General features: G+C 68.8%; 19 protein-coding genes. 12 read left to right on the top strand and 7 right to left on the bottom strand.

From position 1 onward, the window contains the following. Positions 1 to 27: 27 nt before the first annotated feature. Positions 28 to 1,206, bottom strand: coding sequence for a LysM peptidoglycan-binding domain-containing protein (locus tag AA983_RS14775; protein ID WP_052946956.1), 1,179 nt, complete (start codon positions 1,204 to 1,206; stop codon positions 28 to 30). A 119-nt stretch (positions 1,207 to 1,325) separates the two neighbouring features. On the opposite strand from AA983_RS14775, the gene AA983_RS06790 reads away from it, so the two are divergent. Beyond that, entirely contained in the window at positions 1,326 to 1,700 is a 375-nt protein-coding gene (locus AA983_RS06790; RefSeq protein ID WP_047311482.1) for an Rv2175c family DNA-binding protein, read from the top strand. 22 nt (positions 1,701 to 1,722) lie between these two features. Here AA983_RS06790 and AA983_RS06795 read toward each other — a convergent pair whose 3' ends face one another. After that, on the bottom strand, positions 1,723 to 2,811 hold the full coding sequence (locus AA983_RS06795) for a polyprenyl synthetase family protein (RefSeq protein ID WP_047311483.1): 1,089 nt from the start codon (positions 2,809 to 2,811) through the stop codon (positions 1,723 to 1,725). A gap of 239 nt (positions 2,812 to 3,050) precedes the next feature. Between AA983_RS06795 and AA983_RS06800 the strand changes: the two genes are divergently transcribed. The 5 genes from AA983_RS06800 to AA983_RS06820 all read left to right on the top strand — a co-directional run bounded on the left by AA983_RS06800 (position 3,051) and on the right by AA983_RS06820 (position 9,450). Further along, positions 3,051 to 3,338: a DUF6504 family protein gene (locus AA983_RS06800; RefSeq protein ID WP_052946957.1), complete on the top strand. Its 288-nt coding sequence runs from the start codon at positions 3,051 to 3,053 to the stop codon at positions 3,336 to 3,338. 40 nt (positions 3,339 to 3,378) lie between these two features. Further along, positions 3,379 to 3,828: an SAV_6107 family HEPN domain-containing protein gene (locus tag AA983_RS06805; RefSeq protein ID WP_052946958.1), complete on the top strand. Its 450-nt coding sequence runs from the start codon at positions 3,379 to 3,381 to the stop codon at positions 3,826 to 3,828. A gap of 5 nt (positions 3,829 to 3,833) precedes the next feature. Next, positions 3,834 to 7,700 (top strand): DNA polymerase III subunit alpha, encoded by a 3,867-nt coding sequence (locus AA983_RS06810; protein WP_047311484.1) that lies wholly within the window; start codon positions 3,834 to 3,836, stop codon positions 7,698 to 7,700. After that, a complete protein-coding gene (gene dinB, locus AA983_RS06815) occupies positions 7,697 to 8,845 on the top strand; it encodes a DNA polymerase IV (RefSeq protein WP_052946959.1) in 1,149 nt (382 codons plus the stop codon). The genes AA983_RS06810 and dinB overlap by 4 nt, the downstream gene beginning before the upstream one ends. Positions 8,846 to 8,973: 128 nt before the next feature. Beyond that, positions 8,974 to 9,450 (top strand): DUF3040 domain-containing protein, encoded by a 477-nt coding sequence (locus AA983_RS06820; RefSeq protein ID WP_047311486.1) that lies wholly within the window; start codon positions 8,974 to 8,976, stop codon positions 9,448 to 9,450. A 21-nt stretch (positions 9,451 to 9,471) separates the two neighbouring features. Here the strand turns inward: AA983_RS06820 and AA983_RS06825 are convergent, their stop codons facing one another. Continuing rightward, positions 9,472 to 9,960 carry a DUF456 domain-containing protein gene (locus tag AA983_RS06825; RefSeq protein WP_047311487.1) on the bottom strand — a complete coding sequence of 163 codons (489 nt, stop codon included), beginning with the start codon at positions 9,958 to 9,960 and terminating at the stop codon, positions 9,472 to 9,474. 129 nt (positions 9,961 to 10,089) lie between these two features. Further along, entirely contained in the window at positions 10,090 to 10,290 is a 201-nt protein-coding gene (locus tag AA983_RS06830) for a hypothetical protein (protein ID WP_082128775.1), read from the bottom strand. Between the two features lie 285 nt (positions 10,291 to 10,575). On the opposite strand from AA983_RS06830, the gene AA983_RS06835 reads away from it, so the two are divergent. The 5 genes from AA983_RS06835 (at position 10,576) to AA983_RS06855 (ending at position 15,787) form a co-directional block, all read left to right on the top strand. Then, positions 10,576 to 12,687, top strand: a complete 2,112-nt coding sequence (locus tag AA983_RS06835; protein ID WP_047311489.1) for a type IIA DNA topoisomerase subunit B — start codon at positions 10,576 to 10,578, stop codon at positions 12,685 to 12,687. Continuing rightward, on the top strand, positions 12,684 to 13,979 hold the full coding sequence (locus AA983_RS06840) for an MFS transporter (protein ID WP_047311490.1): 1,296 nt from the start codon (positions 12,684 to 12,686) through the stop codon (positions 13,977 to 13,979). Before AA983_RS06835 ends, AA983_RS06840 begins: the two co-directional genes overlap by 4 nt. A gap of 32 nt (positions 13,980 to 14,011) precedes the next feature. Next, a complete protein-coding gene (locus AA983_RS06845) occupies positions 14,012 to 14,641 on the top strand; it encodes a SatD family protein (protein WP_129663149.1) in 630 nt (209 codons plus the stop codon). 40 nt (positions 14,642 to 14,681) lie between these two features. Next, the gene (locus AA983_RS14780) at positions 14,682 to 15,119 is read left to right on the top strand and encodes a hypothetical protein (RefSeq protein WP_225911213.1); all 438 of its coding nucleotides are present in this window, start codon (positions 14,682 to 14,684) and stop codon (positions 15,117 to 15,119) included. A gap of 137 nt (positions 15,120 to 15,256) precedes the next feature. After that, positions 15,257 to 15,787: a hypothetical protein gene (locus AA983_RS06855; RefSeq protein WP_156170261.1), complete on the top strand. Its 531-nt coding sequence runs from the start codon at positions 15,257 to 15,259 to the stop codon at positions 15,785 to 15,787. 114 nt (positions 15,788 to 15,901) lie between these two features. On the opposite strand, the gene AA983_RS06860 is transcribed toward AA983_RS06855, so the two are convergent. Next, complete coding sequence (locus tag AA983_RS06860) at positions 15,902 to 16,480, bottom strand: HhH-GPD-type base excision DNA repair protein (RefSeq protein WP_047311493.1); 579 nt, start codon at positions 16,478 to 16,480, stop codon at positions 15,902 to 15,904. A gap of 69 nt (positions 16,481 to 16,549) precedes the next feature. Between AA983_RS06860 and AA983_RS06865 the strand changes: the two genes are divergently transcribed. Continuing rightward, the gene (locus AA983_RS06865) at positions 16,550 to 17,794 is read left to right on the top strand and encodes an AI-2E family transporter (protein ID WP_047311494.1); all 1,245 of its coding nucleotides are present in this window, start codon (positions 16,550 to 16,552) and stop codon (positions 17,792 to 17,794) included. A 107-nt stretch (positions 17,795 to 17,901) separates the two neighbouring features. Here AA983_RS06865 and AA983_RS14785 read toward each other — a convergent pair whose 3' ends face one another. Beyond that, positions 17,902 to 18,771: a sucrase ferredoxin gene (locus tag AA983_RS14785; RefSeq protein ID WP_052946960.1), complete on the bottom strand. Its 870-nt coding sequence runs from the start codon at positions 18,769 to 18,771 to the stop codon at positions 17,902 to 17,904. Positions 18,772 to 18,984: 213 nt separating this feature from the next. Further along, positions 18,985 to 21,540, bottom strand: a complete 2,556-nt coding sequence (locus tag AA983_RS06875) for a DNA topoisomerase (ATP-hydrolyzing) subunit A (protein ID WP_047311495.1) — start codon at positions 21,538 to 21,540, stop codon at positions 18,985 to 18,987. Positions 21,541 to 21,676: the final 136 nt, after the last annotated feature.

The raw sequence follows: 21,676 nt of genomic DNA on the forward strand, positions 1-21,676 counted from the left end.
CGGAGCGTGCCTGGCGCCCGGGCTGCGTCAGCCGCCGAAGCGCTTCATGTGCGCCTTGACGCTGCTGACGTATTGGCGTGTGTCGGGGTAGAAGCCGTGTTTCCGGACAGCGCCGAGGCCCTGGTAGTAGGAGCCGATCACCTCGTCGCGGTTGTTGGCGTGCTGGGTGAGGAAGCGCAGAGTGACAACGCCTGCCGTGATGTTGTCCTGTGGGTCCATGAGGTTGAGCTTGCGGCCCGCGAGGTCGCCCGCCCAACGGCCGGTGGCCGGCATGACCTGCATCGTGCCGAGCGCGTCGCAGACGGAGACGGCGCTCTGGCGGTGCCCCGATTCCTGCCAGCCGATGGCGAGGGCGAGCGTCGGGTCGACCCCGTAGCGCTTGGCGGTGGCGACGATCATCGAACGGATCTGGGCCTGGTTCGGCAGGTTCGCCTGGGCGAGTTGCTGACGGTGACGATCACCCGAGGCGACAGCGGAGGCCGGGTAGCGCCGTGCCGCAGAGGTGCCGGCGTACTTGACGACGTGCGTCGGCTTGGGTGCGTAGCCACCGGCAGGGGCCTTCGAGGTGGGCTTGCGAGCAGGCTTCGTGGTGGGCTTCTTTGCCGGCTTCGCGGCGGAGGTGACACCGGCAACGGGGATCTTGACCTGAGACCCGACGTGGAGACGACGCGCGTCGAGCCCCGGATTCGCCTTGATGACGCTTGCCAGGCTCGCGTGATGACGCTGGGCCAGCGTGTAGAGCGAGTCGCCGGGGCGCACGGTGACGCTCTTCGTGTGACGAACGGCCTTCTTCGTGGGCTTCTTCGCCGGCGCCTTCGCCGGCTTTGCTGCGGGCTTCTTGACCGGCTTCGCGCTCGTGGCCTTCGACGGCTTCTTGACGGGCTGCTTCTTGACGGGCTTCGTCGCCTTCGGGGCCGAGGCGGGGACCGGCACCTTGAGGACGGTGCCCGGCACGAGACGACGGAACTCGATCTTCGGGTTCGCCTTGACGATGGCCGCGACGCTCGAGGAGTGGGTTCGCGCGATGGCGTTAACCGAGTCCCCGGGGCGGATCGTGACGTTCTTGACCTTGCGGGTCGGCTTCTTCTTCGCAGCAGGGCTGCTCTTCGCGGCTCCCTTGACGAACTGCGCGTGAGTTCGGCCCGGCTGAACGTGCGCAGGCGGCACCGCGTGCAGTGCGACGGGGACGTCGTAGGTAAGAGGCATGGCTCACACGCTAGGTGGTGACGTGGCTCGTCCTGCGAAGGCGCGCCCGAAGGGGTGAAGCTCGCCCCGGTGCGGTGCCGACATGCGGTAGTGCGTTCCCGTCTGGCAATCTTGGGGTCGTGGATGACGCAACGCACACGGAACTCGAAGCACTTGTCGGTGACTGGCTCACCGTGCCCGACCTCGCTGAGGAGCTGGGCATGTCGCTGCGCCAGGTGCGTCAGATGATCGCCGATCGCGAGATCATCGCCGCGCGCGTGGGGGAGCGCAATGTCGTTGCGGTGCCGGCGTCCTTCGTTCAGGACGGTGCGGTCGTCACGCCTCTCATGGGCACGGTGACGGTGCTCTCCGACGCGGGGTTCAGCGATGAGGAAGCGATTCGCTGGCTGTGCACGCCCGACGAGACGTTGCCGATCGACGGCGCCCCCATCGACATGCTGCGTGCGGGCCGCAAGGCCGAGGTGCGCAAGCGCGCCATGGAAGAGGCGTTCTGACGCTGCGCTGACGCGGGGCTGCTCAGCTGGAGCGAGCGGTGGTCGTCTCGATGAAGTCGTGCAGAGCGGTGAACGCTTCGGTCGGCATCGACTCGCGGAGCGACTCGAGCGCGGCGCGCGCTTCGTCGGCTCCCTGAGTGATGCGCTGCTCCACGGCGTCGACGGCGCCGGTGCTCATCGCGAGCGCGCGGAAGCGCTCGATCTCGTCGGTGTCGAGGTCGTCGTGGCCGAATCGGGTGTCGAAAAACGCGCGGTCGTCGGCGCAGAGGTCGTCGAGCAGGTGAGCGACGATGACGGTGCGCTTGCCTTCGCGCAGGTCGTCGCCGGCCGGCTTGCCCGTCTGTGCCGGGTCGCCGAAGACGCCGAGCAGATCGTCGCGTAGCTGGTATGCCTCGCCGAGGGCGAGACCGTAGCGCGAGAGGGCTTCGAGAGTGGCGTCGTCGCCGCCGGCGCAGGTGGCACCGATGAGCAGGGGGTGCTCCATCGTGTACTTCGCGCTCTTGTACCGGATGACGCGCAGAGCGCGGGTGATGCGCTCGTCGGTGGCGAGCCCTTCCCAGTTCTGCACGGCCTCGAGGACGTCGAGGAACTGCCCGCCCATGAGCTGGGTGCGCATGAGGTCGAAGACCCGGCGTCCGCGAAGAACCTCGTCGGCGGGTAGACCGCTCGTCGCGTACATCTCGTCGGCCCAGGTGAGGCACAGGTCGCCCGCGAGGATGGCGCCGGCCTCACCGAAGCGGTCGGCGTCGCCGGTGAGGCCGCGCTCGCGGTGGGCGCTCGCCATGGCCCGGTGTGCAGCCGGCATGCCGCGGCGGGTGTCGCTCGCGTCCATGACGTCGTCGTGCAGCAGCGCGGCGGCCTGGAAGAGCTCCATCGACGCGCTGGCGCGCACGAGGGCGTCACTGTCGGCGCCGCCGGCGGCGCGGTAGCCCCAGTAGAGGAACGACGCACGCACGCGCTTGCCGCCGGAGAGCAGGGAAGCGATGGCGTCGACCATGAGATCGGTTTCGTCGCCGAGGGGGGCGAGAACCTCGCGCTGGTGGGCGACTTCGGCGTCGACGGTGCGCTGGATGCGTTCGAGCAACTGCGATGCGTCCGCGGAGTTGGGCACGTCTCGATCCTTCCGGCAAGCGACTTCCACCGAGCCTACGCGGTCGCTCCGATTCCGCGGAATCTGGGGGTTGTCGCCGGGGCGTTCTAGTGTCACCATATCGAACATGAGTTCGAAAAAACGGGCTTGTGCTGTGCCGTTGTTCCGACGTTCGTTGCGTCGTCGCTCACCGTCACAGTCACAGCGAACCATCCGGCGGTGACGACGCGGTCGTCACCCGAGTGAAGTGAGGTGGCGAGATGCGCGGATACGCCGAGAGCGTCGAGGTGACCACAGTGGACACGGGAGAGGCGAGCGCGCCCGAGGCCTTCGTCTGGCGCGGGCGCCGGTATCGGGTCGCGGGGGTGCTCGAGAGCTGGCGTGAGGCAACGCCGTGGTGGCGCCTGCCGATGGGGGAGCAGGGCGTGTACGACGCCGAACGTCGGGTGTGGCGGGTCGAAGCGAGTGCGGGGGCGAGCCCGAGCCTCGGGGTGTTCGACCTGGCGCACGCGCGCTCCGGGTGGTCGCTCGAGCGGCTCAGTGACTGACGTGCAGGTTCGACGAAGTGTGCAGCGAGAGGGAGATGTCATGACGACGACGGCAATGGGTCCGGGTGCGCCCGCGGAAGCACTCACCGGTGATCTGTTCGACCTTCTGGGCCGTTCGCGCGCTGCCCTGATCGAGGCCTGCTCGGCCACGACGACGTCCGAGCGCTACGCGAGGGCCCAACTGGCTGCACTGCGGGCGGCTGCCGCCCTTCTGGCTCAGGTGGCGCCGCGTTCGCTCGGTTCACGCCCGCGCAGTGCGTGGGAGGCGCTGGCTCGCCAGCGCCCGGAGTTCGGGGAGTGGGCGAGCTTCTTCACTGAGTGCGGCAAGCGCAGCGCCGTCGCCCAGGGTGGCGGTGCCGGGGTGAGTGTGCGGGAGGCCGACGACCTCGTCCGGCAGGCCCAGCTCTTCCTCGACACCGTGCTCGTCCATGTCGGTCTGCCTGCCGCCGACGCTTCGGCGCTGCGGCTCACCCCCGTCGCGGTGGGGTGAGGTCGGTGCAGTTCACCCACCTGCACGTCGCGTCGTCCTTCTCGCTGCGCTACGGCACCACACCGCCGAAGCGTCTCGTCGAGCGCGCACACGAGTTGGGCTACGAGCGTCTGGCGCTCACCGACCGTGACGGTCTCTACGGCGTGGTGAAGTTCGTCGAGGCCTGCCGTGATCACGACATCGACCCCGTCGTCGGCGTCGACCTGGCGCTCGAGCCACCGACGCCGGCCAACTCGTCCCGCCCGCGGCGCACCCCGGCGAAGGGCGGGGCAGCCGTCGACGACCGGGGGCCTCGTGTCACCGTTCTCGCCCGCGGCGCCGCGAGCGGGCTCGACAAGGGCGTCGGATGGGGGCAGCTGTGCCGTCTCGTCACGGACGCTCACCTCGTCGGGGAGCGCAGTGCCGCGCGCACGTCGCGTGAACGGATCGCGCGGTTCGTCACTGTCGAGGAGGTGGGCAGGGGTAACAGCGCCCCGGCGCTCACCGTGCTGCTCGGCCCGGCCTCCGACGTCGGGCAGGCGCTGCTCGCCGAACGTCCTGCCGCGGCGGAGCAGCTGCTCAAGCAGTGGCGTGCTGCGCTGCCGCACGGGGCGCTCGCAGTCGAGGTGGCCTGTCACGACGGGGCGCCGGGCACGCCGGCCAGCAGGCGGCACGCGCTCGACCTGTGGGCGCTGGCGCGTGCGTGCGGTGTGCCCGCGGTACTCACCGGCTGGGTGAGGCACGCGGACGCCGACGAGGCCGTCACCGCCGATCTGCTCGACGCGGCGCGGCGCATGGTGGCGCTCGACCTGCGGCACCTCGACCGCACGAGCACGCGAGGGCATCTGCTCCCCGAGAGCGAGATGCTCGAGATCGCACGTGAACTCGCGCAGGCTGCGGGCGACGAGAGTGCGGCCCTCGAACTCGTCGGCGCGACGTCACGGTTGGCCGAGCTCTGCGTGCAGCATCCGTTCCACGACATCGGTATCGGTGCAGTTCATCTTCCGGAACCGGAGGTCCTCGACCTGGACGGCGTCGACCCCCAGCGCGCTCTGGCCGAGCGCTGCCGCGCCGCGCTGCCCGCTCGCTACGGCCACCTCTCGGCAACCGAGTACGCCGCCGTCGAAGAGCGACTCGACGACGAACTCGAGGTCGTGCGCCACCTCGGCTACCCGACCTACTTCCTCACGGTGGCCATCGTGTGCGATCTCATCCGTGACGCCGGTGTGCGCGTCGCTGCTCGCGGTTCGGGCGCGGGCAGCCTCATCAACTACCTGCTGGGCATCAGCGGGGTCGACCCGATCCGGCACCGCCTGCTCATGGAACGCTTCTGCACGCCGCTTCGCGCGTCGCTGCCCGACATCGACATCGACGTGGAATCGGCGCGGCGCACCGAGATGTACGAACGCATCATGGAGCGCTTCGGCGGCGAGCGGGTCACGTGTGTGTCGATGGCGGAGACCTACCGGGTGCGTCACGCCATCCGTGACGCCGGCGCTGCGCTCGGTATGCCGCCGGCCGACGTCGACGTCATCGCGAAGGCCTTTCCGCACATCGCCGCGCGCAATGCGCGCCAGGCCATCGAGGAGTTGCCGGAGTTGCGTGCGCGCGGCCTCGCCTCGAGCGAGTTGGAGCGACTGTTCGACCTCGTCGAGCGACTCGACGGTCTGCCGCGGCACGTCGCGCTGCACCCGTGCGGCGTCGTGTTGTCGAACGCGCAGCTCGCCCATCGCACGCCGATGGAGGCGAGCTGGCTCGGTTTCCCGATGAGCCAGTTCGACAAGGACGACGTCGAGACCCTCGGCCTGCTCAAGCTCGACGTGCTCGGCATCCGAATGCAGTCGGCGATGGCGCATGCCGTGGCCGAGATCGAGCGGGTCGAAGGCGTCGTCGTCGACCTCGACGACGAGACGTGTGTCCCGTTCGACGACGAGGCGACGTTCGATCTCATCCGCTCGACGCGCACGCTGGGGTGCTTCCAGATCGAGTCGCCCGGGCAGCGTGAACTCATCGGCAAGTTCGCTCCCGAGGCCTTCGAAGACCTCATCATCGACATCTCGCTGTTCCGCCCCGGCCCGGTCAAGAGCGACATGATCAACCCGTTCCTGCGGGTGCGTCAGGGTTGGGGTGAGCCGGAGTACCTCCACGAGAGCCTGCGGCCGGCGCTGGAGGAGACGGTCGGCGTCGTGGTCTTCCACGAGCAGGTGTTGCGCATCGTCGCCGAGACGACGGGGGTGACGCTCGCCCAAGCCGACGAGGTGCGTCGGGCGATGGGCTCGCCCACAGGGCAGGAGAAGATCGGGGAGTGGTGGCGTGCTGCCGCCAAGGCCCGCGGGTACACGCGCGGCGAGCGGGAACGCATCTGGGCGGTGCTCGCGGCTTTCGCGTCCTTCGGTTTCTGCAAGGCTCACGCGGCAGCGTTCGCGCTGCCCACCTACCAGTCGGCGTGGTTGAAGACCCATCACCTCGCGGCGTTCGTCGCGGGTGTGCTCACGCACGACCCGGGCATGTACCCCAAGCGGCTCATCCTCGCCGACGCTCGCACGTTCGGTGTGCCCGTGCTCGGTGTTGACATCAACGCCTCGCGGGGCGAGTACCGGGTGGAGCGGGTGAGCGGCAGCGCCGAGGAGGGCAGTCACAACGATGCTGGTGCTTCGGTCGGTCTCCCTGGTGGCCCGAGCTCCGACGAATCGGACCCGAGCGCAGGGGCTTCCGAAAAACTCGGTCTGCGCATCGGATTCGCCGACGTCAAAGGCATGAGCGAGAGGGAGATCGAAACTCTCGTCGCGGCGCAGCCCTACTCGAGCTTGAGCGACGTGTGGAACCGGGCCGGCCTGACGCGAACGAGCGTCGAACGTCTCGTTCTCGTCGGCGCCTTCGACAGCCTGTACGGCTTCGGTGCTCGCACAGGGCGAGGCGCTCTCACCCGACGCGACCTCCTGCTCGAACTGGAAGATCTCGAGCGCTGGCACCTGCGCGGTACATCGCGGGGGCGTCCGCGCGGGCAGAAGGTGCTCGTGACCAAGCCGTCGTCGAGCAACGTAGACGAGAGGAGTGCGTCGAGCCCAGGTGCCGGCGAAGCGCCAGGGGAGGCGGGGCTCTTCACGTTCGACCCGGTGGAAGCCGCCCGTGCGCAGGCGCAGGGGCGCCGCCCCGGGGCGAAGGATCCGGTGGGTGCTCAACTCGTCCTCGACCTCGTCGATGGAGCCGTCGACGGTGAGGGTTCGGGCCTGCCCGAGTTCACGCCGGCGGAGAAGGTGCGTGCCGAGCTCGACATCCTCGGTCTCGACGTCAGCGGTCACGTCATGGAGTTCTACGCGCCGATGCTGCGTCACCTGGGCCTCAGCGCTGCGTCCGATCTCGTGAACCTGCGGGGTGGGCAGGAGGTGTGGTGCGCGGGCATCAAGGTGGCCACGCAGACCCCGCCGGTGCGTTCGGGGCGCCGCGTCATCTTCCTCACGCTCGACGACGGCACCGGCCCCGCCGACGCCACGTTCTTCGAAGACGTCCAGGGCCCGTACGCCGACACCGTCTTCCACTCGTGGATGCTCCTCGTGCGCGGTGTCGTGCGGCGTACCGGCCCACACGGTGTCTCCATCCGGGCCACCGGCGCGTGGGATCTCACGGCGGTGTGGCAGGCGTGGAGCGAGGCGGGCGCTGACGGCGTGAGCAGCCTCGTCAGCGTCGCCCCACCGGAGGCAGAAGGTGTCGGCGGCGCTCGCGGACGTCGGATGCTCGTGCACTCCTCAGGGTTCAAACAGTCGCCGTACGCCGACATCAAACCGGCCGGCGAGACGGTCTCGGGAGGTCGCGCGCACCTTCCCGGTCAGGGTGAGGCTCCGCGGTCGCTGTGGCACGCGAGCCCCGGAAGTTCAGGAGGGTGGGGCAGATGATCCTGCACATCGACATGGACGCCTTCTACGCGTCGGCGTCCCTCATCGAGCGCCCCGATCTGCTCGGTCAGCCCGTCATCGTCGGCGGCGCCGGGCGGGGCGTGGTGCTCTCGGCCACCTACGAGGCCAGGCGCAGCGGGGTGAGTTCGGGTATGCCGATGGGGCGTGCGCGCAGGCTGTGCCCCGACGCCGTCGTCCTCGCGCCCGACTACGACCTCTACACGCAGATCTCGGGCTCGATCATGCACCTGTTCTCGCAGGTCACGCCGCTCGTGGAGCCGATCTCGCTCGACGAGGCGTTCCTCGACGTTGGCGGCGTCTGCAACGGGCCGGAGTCTGCGGCGGCGCTCGGGCACGAGTTGCGTGACGCCGTCGCCGACGAGCAGGGCATCACGTGTTCGGTCGGGGTGGCGCCGATGAAGTTCGTCGCGAAGTTGGCCTCGACGAGTGCGAAGCCGGACGGGCTGCGTCTCGTGCGTCAGGATGAGGTGCTCGACTTCCTCCACCCGCTGCCGGTGGAGGCGCTGTGGGGCGTGGGTGCCTCGACGCAGGAGAAGCTGCACACGTTGGGGTTGCGCACCGTCGGCGACATCGCGCACCTGCCGCAGCGAACGCTCGTGCGTTCCCTCGGGCAGGCGAGCGGCATGACGCTGCACCGCCTCGCGTGGGGTCACGACGAACGTCGGGTCGTGCCGCACGAGCCGGAGCGCAGCATCGGTTCGGACGAGACGTTCGGTGAGGATCTCGACGATCCTGTGCTCATCAAGCGGCACCTGCTCAAGCTGAGCGACCGCGTCGCGGCGCGTATGCGTTCGGCCGAGGTGGCCGGACGCACGGTGGTGCTCAAGGTGCGCTTCTCCGATTTCACGACGATCACGCGGTCGCGCACGTTGAGCGAGCACACCGACGTCAGCCGGGAGGTTTACGCCGTGGCCGCCCAGCTCTTCGACGCCCTCGGGCTGCAGCGGGCCCGCATCCGCCTCGTCGGGGTGCGGGTGCAGGGGCTCACCGACCGACGGCTGACCTCCCGGCAGGGAAAGCTGGGGGAGCGCGAGTTCGGTTGGCAGGAGGCCGATCGCGCCGTCGACCGCGCCAGCGCGCGGTTCGGCGCGGGCATCGTGAGACCGGCGAGTCTCGTGGGATGAGCGGTCGGTTCTTCGCCCCCTCGCGGGTGGCCACGCGTAACGTCCCGAAGTGCTACAAATGAACGAGACAATGCCAGCACACCATGCGTGGCGCACCATGCGCCGCGAGTGTCGAACCGGAGGCTCCCATGCCGTTGTCAGAACAGGAACGGCGCGCTCTCGAAGAGTTGGAGGCGCAGCTTTCCGCCGAGGACCCGAAGTTCGCGTCGACCATGGTTTCCGACCCGAACCGCGCACGACGTCGCCGTCGTGTCCTGCTCGGTGTGCTTGCCCTCGCGGCGGGTCTCGCGCTCGTCGTTCTCGCCGTCACCACCCGTCAGACCTGGCTGGGCGCCATCGGTTTCCTCGGCATGGTCTTCGGCGTCACCTACGCGGTGGGTACGGATGCCGACCAGCGTCCTGACCTGCACGTCGTCGGTTCCTCGTCGGCGCAGCGCGCCGGCGGCTCGGGCGGTGCCGGACGCAGCTTCCCGAGCGTCCAGGGTGGATTCCCGGGCTCGGCCAAGTCCAAGGCGAAGCCCGCTCGCGGCGCGAGCAACAGCGGCTTCATGCAGCGTCTCGAAGAGCGCTGGGATCGTCGCCGCCGCGAGAACCAGGGCTGGTAGGGACGCCTCGTCACAGGCCAGTCACAGAGCCATCGGAATGGCCACGCAGGCCCATCCGACGGCAATGATCAGCGCCGCGAGCAGTTCGATTCCCACCGACATGAGGGCAGCCTTGACGGCCACCTTCGTCGAGCGCCACGCCTCGTCCGTGCGGCGCTGACGGGCCATCTCGGCCACGAAAACGCCGAGCACGAAGCCGACGAGCAGGCCGATCACCGGAATGATGAAGAAGCCGATGACGCCGAAGATCACTCCGACGAGGCTGCTGCGCTTCGGGATGCCGGCCCGGCCGAGGTGGCGGCCCGGCACGACGTACTGGACGACGTAGCCGATCGCAGCGAGGACGCACGCGATGCCGAACACCGTCCACGCGGTGGGGCCGGAGTTGCCGAGCGCCCAGATGAGCACCCCGCCCAGCACGAGCAGAAGGCCGGGCAGCGCGGGCACGATGAGACCGGCGATGCCGACCGCCATGACGAGTGCGGCGATGATCGTCGTCGTCAGTTCCATGGGGCCATCATCCCTCAGCTGGGCCACGAGCCGGACCAGGAAGAGAGCCCGCCGCGTGCAGGCACGCGAACGGCCCCGGCACCCTTGGCGGGTGACCGGGGCCGTTCGGCGTCAGCGGGAGTGTGCTGCTCAGACCTCTTCGCTCAGGCGGGGCGTCTCGTCGATGACCTCGACGGCGACCTCCTTGAGCTTGTCGAGGTGCTCGCGGCCGTGGTGGCCGCAGAAGCGCAGTTCGAGTCCACCCGACATGACCGCCTTGATGAAGGCCTGGGCTCCGCAGCGATCGCAGCGGTCAGCGGCCGTCATCGTGTGTTCCATCGTCGTGGTCATATCGATCCTCTCGTCGGGATGCCCTCAAAGGGCACCAGCGGCGTCCTACGAACGATGCCCGAAACATCGTTTCTCGGAATCGACAACAGTCTGTCACGGGCGGACATTCCCGAGAAGCCCAATTCCGACTCCTGAGCCACATCGTTGTGATTCGGTCGACGCCGCAGGTGCGCAGTGAGTGAGCGTCGGATCACCGCGTGGCGGCCCGGAAACCCGCGGATTTTCGGGTACGGTGACGGGTGCGCCGTCTGCGGCGTCCCCCGCGAACTTCAAGGAGATTCCCAGGTGTCGCAAGGAGAGAACCAGACCTACACCGCTCGTCACCTCCAGGTGCTCGAGGGGCTCGAGGCCGTACGCAAGCGCCCGGGCATGTACATCGGTTCCACCGACGGGCGCGGTCTCATGCACTGCCTGTGGGAGATCATCGACAACTCGGTCGACGAGGCGCTCGGCGGCTACTGCGACCGCATCGAGGTCATCCTCATGCCCGACGGCTCCGTCGAGGTGCGCGACAACGGCCGCGGTATCCCCGTGGACGTCGAGCCGCGCACGGGCCTTTCGGGTGTCGAGGTCGTCTTCACGAAGCTGCACGCGGGCGGCAAGTTCGGCGGCGGTTCGTACACCGCGTCGGGTGGTCTGCACGGTGTCGGCGCGTCGGTCGTCAACGCGCTGAGCGCCCGTCTCGACGTCGAGGTCGACCGTGCGAGCAAGACGTTCGGCATGAGTTTCCGCCGCGGCGAGCCCGGCGTCTTCGACGACGCCGACGGCAAGAGCCCGCTCAACCCGTTCAGCCCGTTCGAGTCGGGCAGCGAGCTCAAGGTCGTCGGCAAGGCCAAGCGCGGCGTCACCGGTTCGCGCGTGCGCTACTGGGCCGACACGAGCATCTTCCTCAAGAGCGCCCAGTTCGACTACGAGCAGCTCATCGGGCGTGCGCGTCAGACGAGCTTCCTCGTGCCGGGCCTCACCCTCGTCATCCGTGACGAGCGCGGCCTGCCCGAGACGCCGGGCGCCGACGGACCCCACGAGGAGGTCTTCTTCCACGACGGCGGCATCAGCGAGTTCACCGACTACCTCGCCGCCGACGCGGCCGTCACCGACGTGTGGCGTCTGCAGGGCAGCGGTCACTTCACCGAGACGGTGCCCGTGCTCGACGAGAAGAGCGGGCACATGACGAGCCAGGACGTCGAGCGTGAGTGCGGCGTCGACATCGCGCTGCGCTGGGGCACGGGGTACGAGACGAAGGTGCGTTCCTTCGTCAACATCATCGCGACGCCGAAGGGCGGCACGCACAACACCGGCTTCGAGCAGGCCCTCATGAAGGTCTTCAAGAAGCAGCTCGAGGTCAACGCGCGCAAGCTCAAGGTCGGTAACGACAAGGTCGAGAAGGACGACGTTCTCGCCGGCCTCACGGCCGTCGTCACGGTGCGTCTGGCGGAGCCGCAGTTCGAGGGCCAGACGAAGGAGGTGCTCGGCACGAACGCCGTGCGTGCCATCGTCGCGAAGGTCGTCGAGAAGGAGCTCACGGCGCACCTGACGTCGACGAAGCGCGACGAGAAGGCGCAGTCGGCGCTCCTGCTGGAGAAGGTCGTCGCCGAGATGAAGTCGCGCATCAGCGCGCGTCAGCACAAGGAGACGCAGCGGCGCAAGACGGCGCTGGAGAGCTCGAGCCTGCCGGGCAAGCTCAAGGACTGCCGCTCCACCGACGGCGAGAAGTCGGAGCTGTTCATCGTCGAGGGTGACTCGGCGCTCGGCACCGGCATGGCCGCGCGCAACTCGGAGTACCAGGCGCTGCTGCCGATCCGCGGCAAGATCCTCAACGTCCAGAAGGCGTCGGTCGGCGACATGCTGAAGAACGCCGAGTGCGCCTCGATCATCCAGGTCATCGGTGGCGGCTCGGGGCGCAGTTTCGATCTCGACATGGTGCGCTACGGCAAGATCATCCTCATGACGGACGCCGACGTCGACGGCGCCCACATCCGCACGCTGCTGCTCACGCTGTTCTTCCGCTACATGCGCCCGCTCGTCGCGGCCGGTCGGGTGTACGCGGCCATGCCGCCGCTGCACCGTCTCGAGCTCAACGCGAGCGGCCGCGCCAAGGGCGAGGTCATCTACACCTACTCCGAGGCCGAGATGCGTTCGGTCGTCAGCGCGTGGGAGAAGAAGGGCCGCACGTTCAAGCAGCCGCAGCGTTACAAGGGTCTCGGTGAGATGGACGCCGACCAGCTCGCGGAGACGACGATGGATCCGCGTCACCGCACGCTGCGTCGCGTGACGCTCGCCGACGCCGAGGCGGCGGAGCAGGTGTTCGACCTGCTCATGGGCAGCGACGTGGCGCCCCGCAAGGACTTCATCATTTCGTCGGCTCACCAGCTCGACATGGAGCGCATCGACGCATGACCGCGAGCAGGCTCGCGCGTGCCCGCAGCGTTCTCGCGGACACGCGCCCGCTCAAGGTTCTCGCCTTCCGGCGGTTGTGGCTGGCCGACATCGTCACGGTCATCGGTGCGCAGCTGACGATCGTGTCGGTGCCCGCGCAGATCTACGCGCAGACGCGTGACTCGAGTTATGTCGGGCTGACGGGCCTGTTCGGTCTCGTGCCGCTCATCGTCTTCGGCCTGTACGGAGGCTCGCTCGCCGACGCGCACGACCGGCGTCGCATCCTGATGTTCACGACGACCGGGCTCATCGTGACGAGCGCGCTGTTCTGGGCGCAGGCCGCCGTCGGCGGCATCAACGTGTGGCTGCTGCTCAGCCTGTTCGCGGTGCAGCAGATCTTCTTCGCGCTCCACCAGCCGGCGCTGCAGAGTTCTCTGCCGAGGCTGTTGCCACCCGAGCTCCTGCCCGCGGCCAACTCACTCCTCATGACGGTGGCGATGGCGGGAGGCATCGCGGGGCCGCTCGTCGCGGGAACGCTCATTCCGGTGCTCGGGTTCTCGTGGATGTACGCCGCCGACACGCTGTGCCTGCTCGCGACGATGTGGGCCGTCATCAACCTGCCGGCGATGCGTCCGCTCGGCGAGGTGACGGTGGCCGGCTTCAAGTCCGTGGTCGACGGGCTGCGGTACCTCTCGCGCCATCCCGTGCTCATGGCGAGTTTCGTCGTCGACCTCGCAGCGATGATCTTCGGCATGCCGCGCGCGGAGTTCCCGCAGATCGCGCACGAGTCGTTCGGCGGGCCGAGCGAGGGCGGGTTCGCGTTCGCGTGGTTGTTCGCGGCCATTCCGGTCGGCGCCGTCCTCGGCGGCGTGTTCTCCGGGTGGGCGTCGCGCGTTCAACGTCACGGCGTGGCGGTGCTCGCCGCTGTCGCCGTGTGGGGCGGGGCGGTCGTCGTCTTCGGTGGAGCGGTGGTGTTCGCGAACGGACGGCTCGACATCCTGTTCTGGATCGCGTTCGGCGCCCTCGTCGTCGGTGGCGCGGCGGACATGGTCTCGGCGGCGTTCCGCACGTCGATGCTGCAAACGGCGGCCACCGACGCGGTGCGCGGTCGCCTGCAGGGCGTCTTCCTCGTCGTCGTCGCGGGTGGGCCGCGCATCGCCGATGTCGTCCACGGGGCGGGCGCCGAGGCGTTCGGGGCCGGTCGGGCAGCGTGGATCGGTGGTGTCCTCGTGCTCGTCTCCGTGGTGGCGATCGCCGTGCTCGTGCCATCGTTCCGTCGGTACAGGCTGTCGACTGAAGCCGCAAAGAGTTAGGCCAGAGGCTTAATCGCTGCTACTTTAGGCGTATGACTAAATCGAGCGGTGGGGCGATGATCGTCGTCACGGCAGACCAGATCCGCAGCAGTTCTCGGGGCGACCGTGTTCCGGCCATGCTCACAGCCCTCGAATCCCTGACGCTCGGCGGTAGGTCCCGTGCCTTCGCGCGCACGGCGGGTGACGAAGTCCAGGCACTCATCGCCGACCCGGCCGATGCCGTGAGCGCCGTGCGTCTCTTCGTCCGCGAGGGCGGGTGGCGGGTCGGTCTTGGCATCGGGGCCGTCGACACCCCGGTGCCGGACGACGTTCGCGCCGCGAACGGGCCCGCGTTCGTCGCGGCCCGGGCCGCCGTCAACGAATCACGGGGCGGCGCGCAGGATCTCGCCGTCGTGACGCGTGTCGGGGGAGCCGAGGCCAGCGCCGCTGCCGACGACGTACGCGCCGCCCTCGACCTGCTGGCCTTCGTCTGGCGACGCCGCACCGCGGCCGGGTGGGAGGTCGCCGACCTCGTCGCCGAGGGCCTGTCGCGTCAGGAGGTCGCGGCTCGCCTCGGCGTGACGGCGTCCGCCGTCAGCCAGCGAGTGAGCACCGCGGCCGTCGTCGAAGCCGACGCGGGAGAGGCGCTCGCGGTGCGCGCGCTGACGGCTGCTTTGGGCTGATCTCGCCCGGTTGTCGGTACCGGGCGTTAGCGTTCAGGTCATGAACGAACGGGCGGTGTTGGTGGTCGCGCTCTTCGGTGTGCTCGCTGTCGTGGCGGGCGGATTCGTCACGCAGCTGGTCTTCCGCTTCGTCGACGGCCGGCGCGATCACGAACAGCTACCGGCGCCTTCCGAGCCGAACGCCGAGACACCGAAACCTGGGTCGGGCAAGGCGACGGGTGGCGTCGAGCAGGCCGGGAGCATCCTGCGGGGCGGCGCATGGATCGGGGCGCTCGAACGGTTGGCGATCTTCGCGGGTCTGGTCGCGAACTGGCCGGAGGCCATCGCCATCGTCCTGGCCGTGAAGGGTCTCGGGCGCTACCCGGAGCTGCGCAGCGGTGAGAAGTCGGCGGTGGCGGAACGCTTCATCATTGGCACGTTCGTCAGCGTGCTCTGGGCGTGCGGATGCGCCGGGTTGGCCGTGTGGTTGCGCGGCTGACGGATTCGCCACGCCTGTTTCGTTACCGGATTGCTCCGGCGGCAACTCTTCCTCGAATCGTGTGACGCCGTTACGTTGAAGTGATTCGGCTGTCCGCCGGACACCGTGCGGCCTGCCGCCAGGAAGAACGAGATCTCATGGCGACCCTCCGCTCATTTCGCGTTACTGCAACGGTGACGAACGCGCTCGTGGCCGCGCTGCTTTCGGGCTGCTCGATGGACGAGTGGGCGCGCGATCAGGACCACCCGGAGTACACGACGCCCAAGCCGGTCGTGCTCGGCGACGACGCTCAGGCGAAGCCGGCGGCCGGGGCGTCGGGGCTGCGGGAGAACGTGTTGGGCCACCCGCAGGGCTTCCGCACGATCGAGAAGGGCACAGCGTCGGAGGGGAAGAGCCTCGACTTCCCCGACGTGGCGGGTGGACCCATGGAAGTGGTGGTTGCGTGCACCGGCGGTGGGCTGGTGGCGACCGCGTCGTACTCGGAGGCGATCGAGGGCGCCATGATCGAGCAGACGTTCTCGCGCACGTACGAGTGTGACGGTGCCCCCGGAACCCTGGACACCCTCACGACGGCCGCGCCCGGGTTGAAGGTGACCCTGACCCCGGTGAAGGGCGCGACGGTGCAGTTCGCCGTCGGTGTGCGCAAGTCGGGGACGCCGTCTGCGTGACGTGTGCGCTGTCCTCGTCCGATGAATATGGGCGGGCCCGTCAGGCGGGAACGTTCTGCGGATTCGGCTGCGGCATGCCGCGGCCAGCAGCGCACAACGTAGCCAGTAGGGCGGTCAGTCCTTCTTCGCGGCGGCCTTCTTGGCGGCCTTGATCTCGCGCTTGGTCTCGCGGACCTTGAGCAACGAGTCGGGGTCGACGACGTCGGCGACGGAGCGGAAGGAACCCTCTTCGGCGTAGGGGCCGATGGCCTCGCGCCAGCCGTCGGGCTGGACGCCCAGCTGCTTGCCGAGCAGGGATGCGAAGATGCGCGCCTTCTGGTCGCCGTAACCGGGCAGGTTCTTGAGGCGCTTCAGGAGTTCGTTCGCGTCGTCGGTGGCCCAGATCTTCGTCGTGTCGCCGTCGTACTCGTCGCGGACGGCCGCGGCGAGCTTCTGGACACGCTCGGCCATCGACTTGCCGTAGCGGTGGATAGCCGGGGGAGTCGTGCACTGCGCGATGAACTCGTCGGGGTCGATCGCGGCGATTTCGGTTGGGTCCAGCGTGCCGAAGCGGTCGTAGATCTTGCCGGGGCCGGCGAAGGCAACCTCCATGGCGATCTGCTGGTCGAGGAGCATCCCGACGAGCATCCCGAACGGGTGCTCGGAAATGATCTCGTCGGCGTGCTCGTCTTGTGCAATGTGAAGCTCGGCCATGGCGTCAGCCTAGCCGCGGTGGCGTGAAACACTCATCGCGTCAACGTGACGAGGGGGAGGGCAACGACCATGCCAACGAACGGCTCCGACGGGCGTCCTGACAAGGGCTCACCCCGCCTCACCATCGCCCTCGACCCGCGGTCGGTGTGGCGGGCCACCTGGGTGGTGCTCGGTGCCTTGGCTGTCGTCGCGGCGCTCGGGTTCATCTCGAACTCCGCCGGCTCGGCTATCTTCACCATCCTCATGGCGTTCTTCCTCGCCGTCGCGATGGAGCCGGCCGTCCGTCGGCTGGCCAAGCACATGCCGCGTGCGCTGGCGACGGGCTTAGTCGTTCTGACGCTGGGCCTGGCGATCGCCGGCTTCTTCGCCGCGTTCGGCAGCCTGCTCGTGTCCGAGATCCAGGCGCTCGTGACGGCGGCGCCGGGCGTCGTCACCGACCTCGTGCGCTACGCGAACGAGCGGTTCGGCACCGACTACGACATCAACACGATGCTGTCGAAGATCTCCCTGACGCCGGAGCGGGTCGCGTCGTACGGGTCGCAGCTGGCGGGTGGCGTGCTCGGGCTCGTGACGAGCATCGTCTCGACGGCGTTCAACACCTTCGTGCTCGTGTTCTTCACCTGCTACATCTCGGCGGGCATGCCGCGCCTGCGCACGTGGATCGCGGGCCTGTTCCGCCCGTCGCAGCAGCGCGTGGTGCTGACGGTGTGGGAAGTCTTCGTCACGAAGGTCGGCGGCTACGTCGCGGCGCGGTGCATTCTCGCGACGATCTCGTCGACGGTGCACGGCACGTTCATGATGATCATCGGGATGCCGTACTGGCTGGCGCTCGGGCTGTGGACCGGCCTCATTGCGCAGTTCATCCCGAACATCGGCACGTACATCTCGATCGTGCTGCCCGTGCTCGTCGGTCTCACGAGCGACAAGCCGGTCAACGGCCTGGTCATCCTCGTCTTCGCGATCATCTACCAGCAGATCGAGAACATCACGATCGAGCCCAACATCAGCGCGAAGGCTGTCGACGTGCACCCGGCGGTGTCGTTCGCGTCGGCGCTGCTCGGTGCGCAGATGTTCGGCCTCGCCGGCGGCATTCTCGGTGTGCCGATGGCCGCGACGGCGATGGCGCTGCTGGACCTCTACAAGCGTCGCTACGAGATCAGCGACGAGACGCGCCGCGCTGCGGAGCGTGACGCTCGCCGCGAGGTGGAGGGCGAGGGGGACGACGAGCGTCCGCCCGGAGGGGATGAGGAGCCTCCCGAGACGTCAGCCGCAGATGACGCGGTCGCCCCTCATGGGGCGACCAAGGCAGACTGACGCGGGCTGGAAGGCAGCGTCGCAAGCCTCTTCGTGACTCTCACGTCCAGACTCGGGTCTGGCGGGCGCAAGGATGCGGGATAGCCCTCGCGTTACCGGCCGAACCGTCACGCGTGGTCGAGCGAGCCCTCGTAGTACTGCGACGGCTTGGGGTTCTTGATGCACGAATCGCGCAGCTCTGGGCCCTTGTGCGTGGTGACGAGCAGCGTCGTGCCGTCGGGCAGCTCGACGCTCTCGCCGCCGTCGGTCTTCGTCGCCTCACAGATCGCGACGGGCGGCGTCAGCGGAAGGTCGGGGTGCTGCTCGCGCCACCAGGTCTCAGCGACGCGTTGGGCGGGGGAGAGATCCACCCGTCCGCGGTGCTTGGCACGTGAGAAGAGTTCGGCGGGGAGAGCGTCAGTTGTCGCGACGTGGGCCAGAGCGGCGGCGTCGTCACCCGTGAGGCGGCCGAAGGTCTGCCCACTCGGCAGATGGATCGCCGTCGGCGCGAAGCGGTGACCGCCGATGTGCGACACCTCCCACGTGCGGGTCGGCTCAGCCGCGTAGGCCGACTGGGCGACCGGTCGGCCGCGAACCGCGCAGCACGTGTCACGAACACCGTTGGTGCAGACGAGGAGCGCGGGTTCGTCGGAACGCTCGAACCCGAACTTGGCCCACCAGGATTCGTCGACAACGTCGCCTGAAAGGAACGCGGAAACCCCTGGGGCATTGAGTTTTCCGGTGACAAGCCACGGCTCGTTGTCGAACCCACCGCTCACGATGACGCGCTGCAGTGACGGTGTCTCGGCATGACGGCCGGGGGAGCGCACCACGTACAGAGTGGCGCCCTTCGGAGACTTGAGCCCGGCGTCGGCGACAGCGTCGCGCCCCCACGATCCGCCGACTTCCACGACGACGATGACGCGGGCGTCTTTCGCGCTGCCCCAGGCGGGTAGGGCGGAGTCGTCCCAGTCGGCAGAGCACAGCGATGGAGTCACGCCTTCAGCCTAGTCGGGCAGTGCAGAGCTACTCGCGCACGGTGAGGCAGGAGGACAGATGGCCTACTCATGACGAGTGAGAAGGTGGGCATCGACCCGGATCGGGACGCGCACCCCCGTCCGGCACCACGCCTCAGGATGTGACCGCTGGCCCGCCCTTTGAGCCGCGCCGGTCACAGACCGGGCCAACACTCACAGAGCGGGCCGAACGGGTCAGGCGTCGTCGCCGTCGAACAGGCTCAACGTGCGTTCGGCGCTCTCCTCGGCTGCGCTGACGGGCGTCTGCTCCGCCACCTCGCTCGCCGACGCGTCGGCCGGAACGTCGGTGTAGGGCGCCGTGGTGCCGATGGCCGCGATTTGCCCGGGAGCGGTGTCGCCGGAGCCGTCGCGTTTCCCGTCGGCCGGCGGAAGGGTGATCGCCTTGCCGGTCGCGTCGGCGGCACGTGCCGGCGCGGAGCCGACCCACGCGAACGTCAGGTGGTTCTCACCACGCAGGAAGCGGTGGGCGCGCACGCCGGCCGTCGCGCGGCCCTTGGCCGGGAACTCGGCGAACGGCGCGACCTTGAGCGAGGTGATCTCGCCGTCGGGCGAGCTCGGGTGGCCGGCGCCGGTGACGACGACGCCGTCGCGCGAGACGCTGCCGAAGTGGATGACGTGGGCGCCCTTGCCGAGCTTGATGCCGGCGACGCCGCCGCCGGTGCGGCCTTGCGGGCGCACACCGTCGGCGTTGAAGTGCAGCAGCTGCGCTTCGTTGGTGACGAAGACGAGTTCCTCGGTGCCGGTCTGCAGTTCGACGGCGCCGACGACGACGTCGTCACCCTTGAGCGTGATCACTTCCATGATCGGCTTGTTCGCGTAGTCCGGGTTGACGCGCTTGACGACGCCGGCGGCCGTGCCGAGGGCGAGGCCGGGGGAGTCGGTGCGCAGCGACGTCACGGTGAGCACCTTCTCGCCGGGGGCGAGGTCGACGAATGCGGCGAGCGGTGCGCCGCCGTCGAGCACGGGTGCTTCGTGGGTGTCGACGAGGTGCGGCAGTTCGAGCGCGGAGACGCGGAAGAGTCGTCCGGTGGAGGTGACGACGCCGAACTCACCGCGCGCGCTCGTGCGCGCGGCGGCGACGATGGCGTCGTGCTTACGGCGGTTGCCGTCGGTTCCGAGCGGGTCCGCGTTCGTCGTCCGTGCGACGAGGCCGGTGGAGGAAAGGAGCACCCAGCACGGGTCGTCGGCGATCTCGAGCGGGGTGGCGCTCTTGGCGGTCTTCGTCTCCCCGGAGGCCTCGAGCAGGACGGTGCGCCGCGGCGTGCCGTGCTCCTTGGCGATGGCGAGCAGTTCGTCGCAGACGACCTTGTGCAGGAGCTTGACGTCGGCGAGGATCGCGCGCAGCTTCTCGATCTCCTTGCGCAGCTCTTCGGCTTCCTTCTCCAGCTCGAGGCGGGAGAACTTCGTTAGGCGGCGCAGCTGCAGGTCGAGGATGTAGGTGGCCTGCGCCTCGGAGAGGTCGAACACCTTCATGAGGCGTTCGCGCGCGATGCCCGAGTCGTCGGACGAGCGGATGATCTGGATGACCTCGTCGATGTCGAGGATCGCGATGAGCAGACCGTCGACGAGGTGAAGGCGGTCTTCCTTCTTGCCGAGGCGGTAGGCGGTGCGGCGGCGCACGACGTCGACGCGGAAGTCGGTGTAGACGCGTAGGAGGTCCTTGAGGCCGAGGGTGCGCGGCTGGCCGTCGACGAGGGCTACGTTGTTGATGCCGAAGGATTCCTCCATCGGCGTGAGCTTGTAGAGCTGTTCGAGGACGGCGTCGGGGTTGAAACCGTTCTTGAGTTCGATGACCAGGCGCAGGCCGTGGTGGCGGTCCGAGAGGTCCTTGACGTCGGAGATGCCTTGCAGCTTCTTGCTGCTCACGAGGTCGCGCATGCGGTCGATGACCTTTTCGGGGCCGACCATGTAGGGCAGCTCGGTGACGACGATGCCCTTCTTGCGGGGCGTGACGTTCTCGATGCTGCAGGTGGCGCGGGTGCGGAAGGAGCCTCGGCCGGAAAGGTACGCGTCGCGCACGCCCTCGAGGCCGACGATGCGCCCGCCCATGGGCAGGTCGGGGCCGGGGACGAAGCGCATGAGGTCGTCGAGGCTGCAGTCGGGGTTCTTGATGAGGTGAACGGCGGCCTGGACGACTTCGCCGAGGTTGTGCGGCGGCATGTTCGTGGCCATGCCGACGGCAATGCCGCTGGCGCCGTTGACGAGCAGGTTGGGGAACGCGGCCGGCAGGACGGACGGCTGCTGCAGGGAGTCGTCGTAGTTGGGGACGAAGTCGACGGTGTTCTCGTCGAGGCTCTCGGTGAGCGTCAGCGCGGCCGGCGCGAGGCGGGCCTCGGTGTAACGGGAGGCGGCGGGGCCCTGGTCGAGGGAGCCGAAGTTGCCGTGGCCGTCGACGAGCGGCAGGCGCATCGTGAAGTCCTGCGCCATGCGCACGAGGGTGTCGTAGATGGCCGAGTCGCCGTGCGGGTGGTACTTACCCATGACCTCGCCGACGACGCGGGAGGACTTGACGTGGTTCTTCGTCGGCATGAGGCCTAGCTCATCCATGGAGAACAGGATGCGGCGCTGCACCGGCTTGAGGCCGTCGCGTGCGTCGGGCAGGGCGCGCGAGTAGATGACGGAGTAGGAGTACTCGAGGAACGCCGAGCGCATCTCCTCTTCGACATCGATGTCGATGATGTTCTCGACGAAGTCGTCGTCGAGAACCTCGGGCTTCTTCGAACGGGCCACCGATCATCCTTCACGTCGCGGACGCCCAGGGGAGGGCACAGTGCACCTGTCATCCTCTCGCATGGGCTGACGAGGGGGTGTTGCGACACGCCTGGACCCCAGCGCGGCCCCAACCCTGCGTAGCAGGGTTGGGGCC

Origin of the sequence: Dermacoccus sp. PE3 (assembly GCF_001021715.1) — a bacterium.
In the GTDB taxonomy this organism is placed as follows: Bacteria; Actinomycetota; Actinomycetes; order Actinomycetales; family Dermatophilaceae; genus Dermacoccus; species Dermacoccus abyssi.

Coding starts and splice junctions, on each gene's coding strand:
- AA983_RS14775 (WP_052946956.1), bottom strand. CDS start 1,206: ATGCCTCTTACCTACGACGTCCCCGTCGCACTGCACGCGGTGCCGCCT.
- AA983_RS06800 (WP_052946957.1), top strand. CDS start 3,051: ATGCGCGGATACGCCGAGAGCGTCGAGGTGACCACAGTGGACACGGGA.
- AA983_RS06805 (WP_052946958.1), top strand. CDS start 3,379: ATGACGACGACGGCAATGGGTCCGGGTGCGCCCGCGGAAGCACTCACC.
- dinB (WP_052946959.1), top strand. CDS start 7,697: ATGATCCTGCACATCGACATGGACGCCTTCTACGCGTCGGCGTCCCTC.
- AA983_RS06820 (WP_047311486.1), top strand. CDS start 8,974: ATGCCGTTGTCAGAACAGGAACGGCGCGCTCTCGAAGAGTTGGAGGCG.
- AA983_RS06825 (WP_047311487.1), bottom strand. CDS start 9,960: ATGGAACTGACGACGACGATCATCGCCGCACTCGTCATGGCGGTCGGC.
- AA983_RS06830 (WP_082128775.1), bottom strand. CDS start 10,290: ATGACCACGACGATGGAACACACGATGACGGCCGCTGACCGCTGCGAT.
- AA983_RS06840 (WP_047311490.1), top strand. CDS start 12,684: ATGACCGCGAGCAGGCTCGCGCGTGCCCGCAGCGTTCTCGCGGACACG.
- AA983_RS06845 (WP_129663149.1), top strand. CDS start 14,012: ATGACTAAATCGAGCGGTGGGGCGATGATCGTCGTCACGGCAGACCAG.
- AA983_RS14780 (WP_225911213.1), top strand. CDS start 14,682: ATGAACGAACGGGCGGTGTTGGTGGTCGCGCTCTTCGGTGTGCTCGCT.
- AA983_RS06855 (WP_156170261.1), top strand. CDS start 15,257: ATGGCGACCCTCCGCTCATTTCGCGTTACTGCAACGGTGACGAACGCG.
- AA983_RS06860 (WP_047311493.1), bottom strand. CDS start 16,480: ATGGCCGAGCTTCACATTGCACAAGACGAGCACGCCGACGAGATCATT.
- AA983_RS06865 (WP_047311494.1), top strand. CDS start 16,550: ATGCCAACGAACGGCTCCGACGGGCGTCCTGACAAGGGCTCACCCCGC.